Origin of the sequence: Sediminihabitans luteus (genome assembly GCF_002797595.1) — a bacterium.
Lineage (GTDB): Bacteria > Actinomycetota > Actinomycetes > Actinomycetales > Cellulomonadaceae > Paraoerskovia > Paraoerskovia lutea.
The window spans coordinates 109,058-123,067 of sequence record NZ_PGFE01000007.1 but is presented as its reverse complement, the minus strand read 5'-3'; the positions used below and the strand labels follow the sequence as shown (position 1 = coordinate 123,067).

The window sequence follows — 14,010 nt, the reverse complement described above, 5'->3', positions numbered from 1 at the left end:
ATGTCTCATCGGTTCGTTCGCTCTCATCGAGTCGACGCCGCTGAGTCGGGCACATCATTCATGGTCATACCGGGCGCTGTCGAGTCCTGGTCCCCGCCGAGCTCGGCGCGCCCGCGGGACATCCCCGACTGGAACGCGGACAGGCGCGAGCGGAGCTGCTCCGGGTCGCGCTCGATCTGCGCGCTGAACGGCCCTGCGGGCGCGGCCTGCGGACGTCCGCCACGGCGACGCAGGTTCGCGTCCTGCGAGTACTCGACCTGGGGTCGGTACTCCTCGTGGGCCGACGACGAGAGCGGACCGTCGCCACGCTCGTTCGCGCGCATCAGTGCGGTCATCTCCTCGTACAGGACGGCCGAAGCCATCCACTCCGACCGGGCCTCGACCGAGTCGTGGATGTAGTCCGGGTCGATGGGCACCTCGAGCGCCTGCTCCTGCGGCGTGCGGCGCTGGAGCGGGGCCGGGGGGTTCCACGCGGCGGGCTGAGGCGTGTCGTCGACCGCGACCTGGGCGCTGAACGCCGACTCGCGACGGACCAGCGGCTGGGCCGGCGCCTCGCGCTGGACGAGCGACTCACGCTGGGCCAGGGGCGCGTCCGTGGCCGCGGGCTGCGGCGACCAGACGCTCACGGGCGCTGCGGGCTCGGGCTGCGCCGGCACGTTGAGCGCGACGGGCGCGGACGCGACCTGCTCGGCAGGAGCCTCGCGCACCACGCTCGCGGCGGGGACGACCGGGGTCTCCTCGGTGCGCGGGCGCCGGCCGAACAGTCCTCGGCGACGGGCCGCCGAGCTCTCGCGCAGCGACCGGCGGGTCGGGAGGTCGGTCATGAGCTCCTCGAAGCGCGGCAGCGCGTCGAAGCGGAGCGCCTCGGGCACCTCCTCGCCCTGCGAGGCGTCCGCCGGTCCGGCCTGCTGCTCGGCAGGTGCGGCCTGCGCCGCGGGCTGCGCGACCGCGGGCTGGATCGCCGTCTGCTCGACGGCCGGCTGCTCGGACGCCGGCTGCTGGGCCGGGGCCCAGCCGCTCTGCTCGCCGGACGCCGACGGCGTGCCCTGGGGTGCCCACTGCTCGACGCCGGCCGGGGCCCACGCCTCGGCGGGCTGCGCCGGGGCGGGCTGCGTCTCCGCGGGCTGCGGGGCCCACGTGCGCCCGTCGCCGAAGCCGCCGACGGTCGGGACGGCATCGGTCAGCGGGCGTGCGACCTCGTCGAACTCGCGGGTCAGGTCGGTCTCGGACGTCGCGGCGACCTCGCGGAGCTCGCCCCCGAGCGGTCCGGCCTGCTCGGCCGCCGCCTCGAAGTCGTGGGCCTGCTCGCTGACCTCGGTGCTCATGGCACCCATCGAGCGGAAGCTCGAGAACATCGCCGAGCGCTCCGAGACCTCGAGCACCGGCACCTCGATCGACTCGACGGCCTCGGCGCCGGGAAGGCTCACGGGGTTCGAGACCTCGGCCTCGAGCGCGACCGTGGGCTCGGCGGTGCGACGTGCGGCACGGCTGGGCAGTCCGCTCGCCGAGGGCTGGACCTCAGCCGGCGGCGCCCAGGCCTCGTCCTGGTCGGACGACGGGAGGTCGTCCGGCAGCGAGGGGGCCGCGAGCGGCGGCAGCACGATCGAGCCGGTCGTCGGGCCCGAGGCGAGCGACGCGCTGGGCGCGGACGTGCCGGTGTCGACCGAGCGCGACCGGCGTCGCGGCATGCCGCCCGCGGTCGTGCCGTCGGTCAGCGCGTCGAGGTCGACGGCCTTGACGAGCGGCGCCTCGTCGACGGTGGGCGTCGACCCCGTCGCCGCGGGCATCGCCCCTGTGACCGGTCCGCCACCGCGCACCGGCAGGGCCGCGCTCTGCGGGCCCGCGGCGAGCTGCCCCGCGGCGGTCTGCGTGCGCTGGTCGAGCGGGTCCGTCGGCTGCGGCAGCGGCACGCTCGAAGCGGCCACGAACAGCGCGGGCGGGAAGGTGACCGTGACCTCGGTGCCGCCGTCGGGGCACGCGAAGAACGAGACGTTGGCGCTGAGGCGGTCGGCGAGCCGGCCGACCACGAACAGGCCGAGGCGCTGGGCGCCGACGACCTCGGTCGCCGCGTGGACGCTGACCTTGCGGCTCGCCTCGACGATCTCCTCGTTGGTCATGCCGAGGCCGTGGTCGCGGATCGAGACGTGCACCCCGCGGTCGTCCTGGGCGATCGAGACCTCGACGGGCGTGTGCGGCTCGGAGAAGTTGGTCGCGTTCTCGAGGAGCTCGGCGAGCAGGTGCGCCGCGTTGAGCGCGTTGTGGCCGAGCATCTGCGGGTCGACCGCGAGGTTGAGCCGGACGCGGTCATAGAGCTCGATCTCGGACGACGCGGTACGGATGACGTCCGAGGCCGGCATGGGCTGGCGCACGCGGCGGCCCGAGTCGATGCCGGCGAGCACGAGGAGCGACTCCGCGTTGCGGCGCATCCGGGTCGCGAGGTGGTCGAGGCGGAACAGGTTCGACAGCGTCGACGCGTCCTCCTCGGCCCGCTCGAGGTCGTCGAGGAACGCGAGCTGGCGGTTGAGCAGCACCTGGTCGCGACGCGCGACGTTGACGAACATCTCGGCGATCGAGCCACGCAGCGCGGCCTGCTCGCGCGCGGTCTGGATGGTCGTCGAGTTCACGTCGTTGAACGCGCGGGCGAGCTGACCGACCTCGTCGGAGGACTCGATCTCGATCGGGGCGATGTCGATGCTCGGCCCCTGGCCCGGCACGGCGACCTGCTCGACGAGGGTCGGCAGCTGGTCGCGGACGTCCGCGGCGGCCGCGGTCAGGCGGCGCAGCGGGTTCACGATGCGCGAGCCGATGAAGCCCGCGAGGAGGATCGAGCCGATGATGGCCGCGAGCGTGACGAGCGTCGTGACGACCGCGGTCGTGGTCTCCGCGGTCGAGTCGGCCTCGGCGATGTCGCCAGCGCTGTTGCGGGTGGCGTCGCGCACCTTGGTGAGGTTGGCGAGGTGCTCCGCGGAGGTCTTGCCCCAGTTCGTCGCCATGTCGGCGGTCACGGCACCGGGGTTCGACGCCGCGAGCAGCGACCGGATGTTCGCGAACGCGGCAGACGTCGCCGGGTAGGAGAGGTCCGAGTCGTTGAGGTCGCGCACCGCGCGCTGCGTCTCGGCGTAGAGGTCGTCGTCCTGCGCCACGAGCAGCGCGATACGGGCGGTCGCGGCGGGGTAGGCGTCGCTCTCGGAGTCCATGCCGAGCAGGGCACCGACGAGCGGCAGCTCGACCGTGTCCTGGGCCATCGACTCGTCGAGGAGCGTGTACGCCTCGAGGTAGCGCGCGAGCTCGCGGTCGGCGGTCGTGTTGGCGAGCTCGTCCTGCACGCCGATGGCGCGCTCGATGAACGCGGTGTAGAGCGCGGTCGAGTAGAGCTCGGGCGTGACGTCGTCGTCGATCGTGCGCCGCAGGTTGAGCAGCTGGTCGCCGTCGGAGATCGTGCGGTCGATCGCCGCCCCGACGCGGTCGTCGAGCGCCGAGACCGAGAGGTCCTCGAACGCCGCGTCGCGCGCGCGGAGCGCGCGGTCGGTGACCTGTCGTGCGGCCTTGAGCTCGTCCGCGGACTGACCGTCGACGCGCGCTCCTGCGAGGGTCAGGCCTCGCTCGGCGGCGAGGGCCTTGCCGGCGGCGTCCTGCGTCGCGAGCGCGTCCACGAGCGCGGCGGTCTGGGACGCGCGCCGCGCGTCGCCGACCGCGCCGACCGAGATGTACGCGGCAGCGAGGAACAGGACGATGACGGGCACCGCGATGGCCGCAAGGATCTTCCCGCGGACGCTCAACCTGCGGAGCATAGGTACCTCTCTCGTCCTTCTGAACCGACGTCGTGCACGCTTCCCGGGCCTTCGCGCGGACGTCGGTGTGCCGTCGGATCCCTTCGGCGTGCGTACTAACTATCGGGGGTCTTGGCGTCTCCACCTAATCCGCTGGTCACGGCCACGTGGTGTGCACGCGACGCGCTCCCGACGAGCCCGTAGGGTGGCTGACGTGCGTGCGATCACCGTGGACGACGAGGACGCTCACCGAAACCTAACCGTTGCGGACGTCCCTGAGAACCCCCTTGCCGCAGGTCGTGTGCGCGTCGCGGTCGCCGCGGCGGGCGTGAACCGCGCTGACCTGCTGCAACGCGCCGGCCACTATCCGCCGCCCCCGGGAGCCTCGGAGATCCTCGGCCTCGAGGTCTCGGGCGTGGTCCAGGATGTGGGACCAGGGGTCACGGACTGGTCGCCCGGGGACGCCGTGTGCGCCCTGCTCGACGGCGGCGGGTACGCCGAACGCGTCGACGTCCCGGCCGCGCAGCTCCTGCCCGTGCCCGCGGGGATCGACCTGGTCGACGCCGCGGCGCTGCCCGAGGCCGCGTGCACCGCGTGGAGCAACCTCGTCGACGTCGCGCGGCTCCAGCCGGGCGAGACGCTGCTCGTGCACGGCGGGTCCGGCGGCGTCGGGTCGTTCGCGATCCAGCTCGGCGTGGCCCTGGGCGCCCGCGTCGCGACGACCGCGGGCGGCCCCGAGCGGGTCGCGCGGTGCCGCGACCTCGGCGCCGCGGTCGGGATCGACCACCGCACGCAGGACGCCGTCGCCGCGGTCCGCGCCGCGACCGACGGCCGCGGGGCCGACGTCGTGCTCGACGTCGTCGGTGCCGCGGCGCTCGGCGACAACGTGCGCGTGCTCGCGACGGGCGGACGCCTCGTGGTGATCGGCATGCAGAAGGGCCGGCGCGGCGAGCTCGACCTCGGCGCGCTCCTGACCAAGCGCGCGAGCGTCGCCGGCACGACGCTGCGCGCGCGTCCCCTCGACGAGAAGGCCGCGATCGTCGCCGCCGTCCGGGCCCACGTGTGGCCCCACGTGGAGGCCGGGCGGATCCGCCCCGTCGTCCACGCCCGCGTCCCGCTCGCCGAGGCGGCGCGCGCGCACACGATGCTCGAGTCCGGCGAGGCGTTCGGCAAGGTCCTGCTCACGACCTGAGGCTCAGCGCGTGCGCCCGGTGAGCGCGATCGCGCCCGAGACCAGCACGAGGCCCGCGACCTCCCCGAGCGTCGGGACCTGGCCGAGCACGACCGCCCCCACGAGCGTCGCCGACGCGGGCAGGAGCGCGAGCAGCACCGCGAACGTCGCGGTGCTCAGCCGGCGCAGCACCACCTGGTCGATCACGTACGGGACCACGGACGAGAGCAGCGCGACGCCCACGACCCCGGCCAGCAGCGCGGCGTCCGACAGGACGACGGCGGAGCCCGGGGCGAGGAACGGCGCGAAGACGAGCGCGCCGGCGCTCATCGCGACCGCGAGCGAGGTCACGCCCGAGCCCGAGACCGCCACGCGGCGTCCGAGGACGACGTACCCGGCCCAGCACGCGGCCGCGGTCAGGACCGCGGCCAGGCCCAGCAGGACGTCGGCGCGCGGGAGGTCCGACTCGAGCGTGACCCCGGCGAGCAGGACGACGCCGCCCGCGGCCAGGACGATCGCGACCCGTTCGCGCCAGCCGCGGCCCGTCACGGCCGCGACGCCGACCGGCCCGAGGAACTCGATCGCGACCGCCGTGCCGAGCGGCAGGTGCGCGATGCCGACATAGAACGCGACGTTCATCGCGGCCAGGAACACCCCGAAGACCGCGACCCACGCCAGGTCGCGGCGGGTCCAGCGCGAGCGCCACGGCCGCCGCCACAGGACGAGGACGACGGCCGCGACGAGGATCCGCAGCCAGGCGACCTCGGGCGCACCGACCGTCGCGAACAGGCCGACCGCGATCGCCGCGCCCAGGTACTGCGTGATCCCGGACGCGACGAACAGCGCGGGGGCGGGAACCGCGTCGAGCGCGCGACCGGACGGCACCCGACGAGCCTATGCCTACCCCTTGACCGAGCCGGCGAGCAGGCCGCGCACGAAGTACCGCTGGAGCGAGAGGAACACGATCACGGGCACGATCATCGAGACGAACGCGCCCGCCGAGAGCAGGTACCAGGCGTTGCCGCGCGTCCCGGCGAGGTCGAACAGGGCTTTGGTCAGCGGGGCCGTGGCCGCGCCCGGGCCTGCGAAGGTCAGCGCGACCAGGAGGTCGTTCCACACCCACAGGAACTGGTAGATCCCGAACGCCGCGATCGCGGGCTTGAGCATCGGCAGCATCATCCGGAAGAAGATCGTCACGTGACCTGCACCGTCGACGCGGGCCGCCTCGATGAGCTCGCCCGGGATCTCCCGCATGAAGTTGTGCATCAGGAACACCGCGAGCGGCAGGCCGAACGCCGTGTGCGAGATCCAGATCGCCCAGAACGTGCCCGAGATGCCCGCGTCGACGTACAGCGTCAGCAGCGGCAGCAGCGTGACCTGGATCGGCACGACCTGGAGCGCGAACACCGCGACGAACAGGATGTTCTTGCCGCGGAAGCTCGTCCACGCGAACGCGTACGCCGCGAGGGTCGCCAGCAGCACCGGCGCGATCACCGCCGGGATCGTGATGACGATCGAGTTGATGAAGTACGGGCCGAGCGCCGAGGACTTGTCCGGGTCCAGGACGGTCTGGTAGTTCTCCATCGTGAACGACGGGTTCGACAGGACCGTCCACCAGCCCGTGTCGTTGATGTCCTCCTGCGGGCGGAACGACGTGATGAGCAGACCGAGCGTCGGCGTCGTCCACAGCACCGCGAGGATCACCGCGAACAGCGACGCCCACGGCGAGGTCAGGCGACGCTTGGCCGTCGCGGCGAGCGGGGGCCCGGGCTTGTCCGGGACGGCGCCCGCGACGTCGACGTCCTGCATGGTCGCGGACGTCGCCCCCGGGACCGGGTTGGCAGGTGTGGGGTGGGCGGTGGACTCGGACATCAGCGTCCCTCCGATGCGCGCAGCTGGCGGACGTTGTACACGATGATCGGCACGACCAGGATGAACAGGACCACGGCCAGCGCCGCACCCAGCCCCTGGTTCGCCGCACTGAAGGTCTGGGTGTAGAACTCGTTCGCCACGACGCTCGTGTTGAACTGCCCGCCCGTCATGGTCCGGACGATGTCGAACACCTTGAGGCACGCGATGGCTATCGTCGTGAGCACCACCACGACCGACGGGCGGATGCTCGGCAACGTGATGAACCGGAACATCTTGAACCCGTGCACGCCGTCGAGCCGGGCCGCCTCGACCATCTCGGACGGGATCGCCTTGATCGACGCCGACAGGATCGTCATCGCGAACCCGGCCTGGATCCAGATCATCACCAGGATCAGCCAGAACGTGTTGCCCGGTGAGTCGAGCAGGAAGTTCTTCGCGTCCCCGCCCAACCACAGGATCACCTGGTTGAGCAGACCGATCTGCTCGACCGGATTCTTCTCCGTGCCCGCGGCAGGGTCGCGGAAGTCGTACATGAACTTCCAGATGATCGACGCACCCACGAGCGAGATCGCCATCGGCAGGAACACGAGCGCCTTCGCGACGCCCTCGCCCTTGGCACCGTCGACCAGGATCGCGTAGAGCATCCCGACCGCGGTCGCGACGAACGGCGTCACGAGCGTCCACAGGACCGTGTTGCGCAGCACCACGAGCTGGTCGGACTGCGTGAACACCGTCCCGTAGTTGTCGAGACCCACGAAGCTCGCGCCCGAGGCGTCGAAAAACGAGTACCAGATCGTGCGCAACGCCGGGTAGACGAGAGCCACCGCGAGCAGCAGCAGCGTCGGCGCGATGAACCACCACGCGATGCTCCGCCCGCCGCGCCGCTCGTACCGCGACGCGAGGAACAGGATGAGCCCCAGCACCACGGCGAACGCGACCAACGCGTAGACCATCGAGAGGAGCTTGTCAGCGATCTCCATCAGAACTCCTGCCTCCAGGACCGGTCAGATGCTGCGGCCGTGCCGCAGTACGGGCGTGGGGTGCGGTGGCGCGCCGCCTCGACGACGCGCCGCCGCACCCCACGCGGGTCCGTCTACGGCCAGGAGGCCTCGATCTTGTCGAGCGTGTCCTTGGTGGACTGGCCCGTGATCCAGGCGGTCGCCTGCTTCCAGAACGCGTTCGACCCGACCGCGGCCGGCATCTGGTCGGAGCCGTCGAAGCGGAAGACCGTGTTCGGGTCTTGCAGGAGGTCGACCGACAGCTTGTCGATCGGGTTCACCAGGTTCGCCGGGTCGAGGCCCTTGTTGGCCGAGATCCAGCCGCCGCCCGTGGCCTCCGAGCTCGCCGAGGCCTTGTTGTTCGCCCACAGGTCGGTCGACAGGTACGTCTGGAACGCCTGCACCTCAGGACGGTCGGCGAACGCGAGGTTGAACTCGCCCGCGCCGAGCACCGGGTGGTCGTCCGCCGTCTTGCCCGGCAGGTAGAACGCGAACACCTCGCCGTCCTCCGACACGTCGGTGCCCTCGGGGAAGTTCGACGCGTAGAACGACGCCATGCGGTGCAGCGAGCACGCGCCGTCGAGGATCGGCAGGCCGCCGTCCTGGAACGTCGTGGTGGCGATCGACGAGACGTCGCCGATGCCGCCGTTCACGTAGTCCGGGTTCTTGAGGTAGTTGCCCACCGCGTCGAGCGCCTCGGTCGGGACCTCGGAGTTGAACGGGATGTCGTGGGCGACCCACTGGTCGTAGACGTCGGGGTCGCCGACGCGCAGCATCATGTCCTCCATCCAGTCCGTGATCGGCCACCCCGTCGCCTCGCCCGAGCTGATGCCCGCGCACCACGGCTTGTTGTCGCCCTTGGCGACGATGTCGTCGGTGAGCGTCTGAAGCTCGTCGAGCGTGGTCGGCACCTCCCAGCCGTTGTCGGCGAACTGCGTCGGGGAGTACCAGACGAGCGACTTGACGCTCGCACCGGACGGGGCGGCGTAGAACGTGCCGTCGACCGTGCCGTAGGCCTTCCAGTCCTCGCCCCAGAACTCGTCCACGTTGGCGCCGACCTCGGCCGGCGGCTCGACCGCGGCACCGGTCGCGACGAGCTGCTGGAGCAGGCCCGGCTGCGGCACGATCGCGATGTCGGGCGCGTTGCCCGCCTGCGCCTGCACGAGGATCTGCTGCTCGAAGTTCTTGTCGGCCGTGTAGTCGATCGTCGCTCCCGTGCAGTCCTCGAAGGGCTTGTAGGAGTCCATGTACGGCTGGTCCTCGGGGGCGACGATGCCCGCGTAGACCGTGACGGTCTTGCCCGACAGGTCGCCGTACGACTCGAAGTCGGCGCAGTCGGTCGACCCGCCGTCCGCCGAGCCGCCGTCGCCGTCGTCGTCGCTGCTGCACGCGCCGAGCGCGAGGACAGCGCTCAGGCCCCCTGCGACGAGCACGGCGCCTCGCGTCCGCGGACGCGACATCATTCTGGTCATCGTGGGTCCCTCCACTGCGTCGTGGTGCTCACTTCGTCCGCACGCCGAGGTGCTGACCGTTCCATGTGAACGCTTCCACGAACGATCGGCAACCGCTGCGGACCCGATCCGCGAGAAAGCCGTAACGATCGCGCATAGGCCCGGGGATCGTTGCCCGGGGCGCCGTCGCCCCCCCCCGACGTCGCCGCCCCCGATGCCGAGCGTCACGTCCCGGCCCCGTCGTGGGCTCGCGAAGGGGCCCGGACGTGACGGTCACGGACGCGACGGTCACGGACGCGGGTGGCCGGTCGCGGCGTCCGACACCCGGGGGCGGACCCCGGCCGACTACGCTGGACAGGGCCGCGACCCGACGGCCCACCGCGCCACGCCACCCCTGGAGGACCCCATGATCGAGCTCCGCACGCCCCGCGAGATCGAGCAGATGCGCGCGGCCGGGGCTTTCGTCGCGCAGGTGCTCACCGAGGCCAAGGCGTTCACGCGCGTGGGCACGAACCTGCTCGAGATCGACGCGTTCGTGCACCGCATGATCCGCGAGCGCGGGGCCGAGTCGTGCTACATCGACTACCACCCGTCGTTCGGCGCGAGCCCGTTCGGCAAGGTCATCTGCACCTCGGTCAACGACGCCGTGCTGCACGGCCTGCCGCACGACTACGTGCTGCGCCAGGGCGACCTGCTGAGCCTCGACTTCGCGTGCGCGGTCGACGGCTGGGTCGCGGACTCGGCGCTGTCGTTCGTCGTCGGCGGCGCGCAGGGCGAGCGCGGCGAGCAGGACCAGCGCCTCATCGAGGTCAGCGAGCGTGCGCTCGAGGCCGGCATCGCGGCCGCGCAGCCCGGCGGCAAGATCGGCGACATCTCGGCCGCGATCGCCGCCGTCGGGCACGCCGCGGGCTACCGCATCAACACCGACTTCGGTGGACACGGCGTCGGGCGCACCATGCACGGCGAGCCGCACGTGCCGAACGACGGCCGCGCAGGACGCGGGTTCCCGCTCAAGCCGGGCCTCGTGATCGCGATCGAGCCGTGGTTCTGCTCCGGCACCGACGAGATCTGGACCGACCCGGACGGCTGGACCCTGCGCAGCGCCGACGGCTCGCGCGGCGCGCACTCCGAGCACACCGTCGCGATCACCGAGGACGGGCCGCTCGTGCTCACCGCGCGCGGCGGCGGCGAGGGCTGACCCGGCGGTTCCGGTTCGCCGACCCGGCGGTTCTCGTTCGTCGCCAACCCGGCGGTTCCGGTTCGCCGACGACCCGGCGGTTCCGGTTCGCCGACCCGGGGATCGTGGTCGTTCCAGGGCTCCCGACCGACCATGATCGCCGGTTCGGCGGTCACACGGGCACGTGGGCAGGCAGGCACGTGGGCAGGCAGGCAGGTAGGCGGTCGCGCAGGCAGCGGGTCGTGCCGGGGGGTGGGTCGTCGTCAGGGGAGCAGGCTGCGCAGGACGGCGACCGCGCCGTCCTCCTCGATCGTCCCGGTGACCTCGTCGGCCACGGCCTTGAGGGCGGACGACGCATGGCCCATCGCGACCCCGCGCGCGGCCCACTCGAGCATCTCGAGGTCGTTGTTGCCGTCGCCGACCGCGACGGTCCGGTGCGGCTGCACGTGCAGGGCCCGGCGCACGCGCTCGAGAGCGGTCGCCTTCGACACCCCGAGCGGCGCGAGGTCCATCCATGCCGACCAGCCCACGGCGTACGTGACGTCCGAGAGACCCAGGTGCGAGACGACCTCGTGGAAGTCGTCGCTCGTGCGCTCGGGGCTGCGCACCACGACGCGCGTGACCTCGCGGTCCCACAGCTCGTGGAACGGCACGACCTCGTGCTCGCCGCCCAGTTCGCCCTCGGGGAACGGCGAGCTGATGCGGAACCCGACGCCGATCTCCTCGACCGCGTAGCGCGCGTCCGGGAGCTTCTCGCCGAGCACGCGCAGCACGGGGCCGGGGTCGAACGTCACGACGTCGTCGACCACGAACCCCTGCGGCTCGCGCGGGTCGAGCCGCACCGTGACCGCGCCGTTCGAGGTGACCGCCCAGGCCTCGTCGATGCCGAGCTCGGCCGCGATCGGTGTGACCGCGATGACCGAGCGACCGGTCGAGAGGACCACGTGGTGCCCGGCGGCCCGCACGGCCGCGACCGCGTCGCGCACGTCGTCCGACATGACCTCGTCGTACGTGATGAGGGTGCCGTCGATGTCGAGCGCGACGAGGAGCGGTCCGTCGTCGGACGCCGCCGGGCCGGGCGTCACGCGGACGTGACCGGCTCGAGGACCTCGAGCCCGCCCAGGTAGGGGCGCAGGCCCTCGGGCACCCGCACCGAGCCGTCGGCCTGCTGGTGGTTCTCGAGGATCGCGACGATCCAGCGGGTCGTGCCGAGCGTGCCGTTGAGCGTCGCGACGGTGCGGGTCTCCGACTTCTCGCCGTTCTCGCCCGGGACGCGCTCGCGCACGTTGAGGCGGCGCGCCTGGAACGTGGTGCAGTTCGAGGTCGACGTGAGCTCGAGGTAGCGCTCCTGCGTGGGCAGCCACGCCTCGCAGTCGAACTTGCGCGCCGCGCTCGAGCCGAGGTCGCCCGCCGCGGTGTCGATCACGCGGTACGGCAGCTCGCACTTCGCGAGCATCTCCTCCTCCCAGGCCAGGAGGCGCTGGTGCTCGGCAGCGGCGTCCTCGGGGGCGCAGTAGCTGAACATCTCGACCTTGTGGAACTGGTGCACGCGGATGATCCCGCGGGTGTCCTTGCCGTACGAGCCGGCCTCGCGGCGGTAGCACGCGCTCCAGCCGGCGTACCGGCGGGGGCCGTCGCTCAGGTCGAGGATCTCGCCCGAGTGGTAGCCCGCGAGCGCGACCTCGCTCGTGCCCACGAGGTAGAGGTCGTCGGCCTCGAGGCGGTAGATCTCGTCGGCGTGCGCGCCGAGGAACCCGGTGCCCTGCATGATCTCGGGGCGCACGAGCGTCGGGGTGATCACGGGCGTGAACCCGGCGCGCGTGGCCTGGTCGACCGCGGCGTTCAGGAGCGCGAGCTCGAGGCGCGCTCCGATGCCCGTGAGGTAGTAGAAGCGCGCGCCGGAGACCTTCGCGCCGCGCTCGGTGTCGATCGCGCGCAGGCCCTCGCCGATCGCGAGGTGATCCTGCGGCGCGAAGCCCTCGGCAGCGAAGTCGCGGATCGTGCCCTCGTGGCGCAGCACCACGTAGTCGTCCTCGCCCCCGGGGGGCGCGCCCTCGATGACGTTCGAGATCTTGTAGAGCAGCTCCTTGAGCTGCGCCTCGGCGGCGTCGGCCTCGGCCTGCAGACCCTTGACGTCGGCCGCGATCTGCTTGGTGCGCGCGAGCAGCGCCTGCTTCTCGTCGCCCTGGGCGCGCGCGACCTCCTTGCCGAGGGACTTCTGCTCGGCGCGCAGCTGCTCGAACTCGGTGAGCGCGGAGCGGCGCCGCGCCTCGGCGTCGAGCGCGGCGTCCACGAGCGCGGGGTCGTCGCCCCGGGCCTCCTGGCTCGCTCGGATCGTGTCGGGGTCGCTGCGCAGCATCTTGAGGTCGATCACCCCTGCAGCGTAACGAACCACGCCCGGGGCGCGTGCAGGTGGTCCGCCCGTTAGGTTGACGGCCATGACCTGGGAACTGTGGTTGGGGATCGTCGCCGTCGTGCTCGCTGCGGCGGCTCTCGTGGTGGCACTGCTGATCTACCGGAGGCTGCACACGAGCGGCCCCGCCGACCCGGTCTCCCCCGCCGCGGACGTCGACACGCACCGCGACCTCGTGGCGTTCGTCGCGAACCCCTCCAAGCCCGAGGTCGCGGCCTTCGAGGAGGTCGCCCGCCGCGCGTGCCGCGAGGCGGCCCTGCCCGACCCGCTGTGGATCGAGACGACCGTCGACGACCCGGGCGTGGGCCAGGCCCGCGAGGCGATCGAGCGCGGCGCGGACGTCGTCGTCGCGGTCGGCGGCGACGGGACCGTGCGCGCGGTCGCCGAGGCCCTCACGGGCACGGGCGTGCCCATGGCCCTCGTGCCGTCGGGCACCGGCAACCTGCTCGCGCGCAACCTCGACATCCCCGTGGGCGACCGCGCCGCGGCGCTGCGGATCCTCGTGGGCGGGGTCGACCGCACGATCGACGTGGGGTGGGCGCGCGTGACGCGCTGGGCCGACGAGCCCGGCGACGCCGCCGACGACGGCGCGACGCCGGGCGGCGAGGGCGACAAGCACATCTTCCTCGTCATCGCGGGCCTCGGGTTCGACGCCGCGATGGTCGCGGACGCCGACGACGACCTCAAGGCAAAGATGGGCTGGGTCGCGTACTTCGTGGCCGGCGTCAAGCACCTGCACGGCAAGCGCATGCGCACCCGCATCACGGTCGACGACCGCGGGACCGTCGTCGCACGGCTGCGCACCATCCTCATCGGCAACTGCGGCCGCCTGCCCGGCGGCATCAACCTCATCCCCGACGCGGTGATCGACGACGGGATCCTCGACCTCGCCGCGATCGACACGCGCGGCGGCCTCGCGGGGTGGGCGCAGCTGTTCGGCGAGGTCGTGATGCAGGGGTTCGGGATGCGCAACGACCTGCCCGCGAAGATCGGCCGCATCGACCACACGCGCGCGCAGCGCGTCGTCGTCGAGGTCGAGGGCGGCGAGCAGGCGCAGGTCGACGGCGACGTGATCGGGCGCGCGGCCGAGCTCGAGGCCTGGGTCGAGCCGAAGGCGCTCGTGGTGCGGACCGCCTGAGCGCGGCGCGCACGTAGGCT

10 protein-coding genes are annotated in these 14,010 nt (G+C 72.5%); 3 read left to right on the top strand and 7 right to left on the bottom strand.

Annotation, left to right across the window (positions count from 1 at the left end; translation table 11 throughout):
• Positions 1-23 precede the first annotated feature (23 nt).
• Positions 24-3,779 carry a sensor histidine kinase gene (locus tag CLV28_RS15225; RefSeq protein ID WP_170062691.1) on the bottom strand — a complete coding sequence of 1,252 codons (3,756 nt, stop codon included), beginning with the start codon at positions 3,777-3,779 and terminating at the stop codon, positions 24-26.
• Between the two features lie 205 nt (positions 3,780-3,984).
• On the opposite strand from CLV28_RS15225, the gene CLV28_RS15220 reads away from it, so the two are divergent.
• Complete coding sequence (locus CLV28_RS15220) at positions 3,985-4,962, top strand: NAD(P)H-quinone oxidoreductase (protein WP_239073314.1); 978 nt, start codon at positions 3,985-3,987, stop codon at positions 4,960-4,962.
• 3 nt (positions 4,963-4,965) lie between these two features.
• On the opposite strand, the gene CLV28_RS15215 is transcribed toward CLV28_RS15220, so the two are convergent.
• The 4 genes from CLV28_RS15215 to CLV28_RS15200 form a co-directional block, all read right to left on the bottom strand.
• Positions 4,966-5,826: an EamA family transporter gene (locus CLV28_RS15215; protein WP_100424190.1), complete on the bottom strand. Its 861-nt coding sequence runs from the start codon at positions 5,824-5,826 to the stop codon at positions 4,966-4,968.
• A 15-nt stretch (positions 5,827-5,841) separates the two neighbouring features.
• Entirely contained in the window at positions 5,842-6,750 is a 909-nt protein-coding gene (locus CLV28_RS15210; protein ID WP_100424217.1) for a carbohydrate ABC transporter permease, read from the bottom strand.
• A 62-nt stretch (positions 6,751-6,812) separates the two neighbouring features.
• Positions 6,813-7,793 (bottom strand): carbohydrate ABC transporter permease, encoded by a 981-nt coding sequence (locus tag CLV28_RS15205; RefSeq protein ID WP_100424189.1) that lies wholly within the window; start codon positions 7,791-7,793, stop codon positions 6,813-6,815.
• A gap of 113 nt (positions 7,794-7,906) precedes the next feature.
• Positions 7,907-9,244, bottom strand: a complete 1,338-nt coding sequence (locus CLV28_RS15200; RefSeq protein WP_308440394.1) for an ABC transporter substrate-binding protein — start codon at positions 9,242-9,244, stop codon at positions 7,907-7,909.
• 424 nt (positions 9,245-9,668) lie between these two features.
• Between CLV28_RS15200 and map the strand changes: the two genes are divergently transcribed.
• Positions 9,669-10,460, top strand: a complete 792-nt coding sequence (gene map, locus CLV28_RS15195; protein WP_100424188.1) for a type I methionyl aminopeptidase — start codon at positions 9,669-9,671, stop codon at positions 10,458-10,460.
• A 242-nt stretch (positions 10,461-10,702) separates the two neighbouring features.
• Here map and CLV28_RS15190 read toward each other — a convergent pair whose 3' ends face one another.
• Complete coding sequence (locus CLV28_RS15190; RefSeq protein WP_239073312.1) at positions 10,703-11,524, bottom strand: HAD family hydrolase; 822 nt, start codon at positions 11,522-11,524, stop codon at positions 10,703-10,705.
• On the bottom strand, positions 11,521-12,813 hold the full coding sequence (gene serS / locus CLV28_RS15185; protein ID WP_100424187.1) for a serine--tRNA ligase: 1,293 nt from the start codon (positions 12,811-12,813) through the stop codon (positions 11,521-11,523). Before serS ends, CLV28_RS15190 begins: the two co-directional genes overlap by 4 nt.
• 64 nt (positions 12,814-12,877) lie before the next feature.
• On the opposite strand from serS, the gene CLV28_RS15180 reads away from it, so the two are divergent.
• Positions 12,878-13,990, top strand: coding sequence for a diacylglycerol/lipid kinase family protein (locus tag CLV28_RS15180; protein ID WP_100424186.1), 1,113 nt, complete (start codon positions 12,878-12,880; stop codon positions 13,988-13,990).
• Positions 13,991-14,010 lie beyond the last annotated feature (20 nt).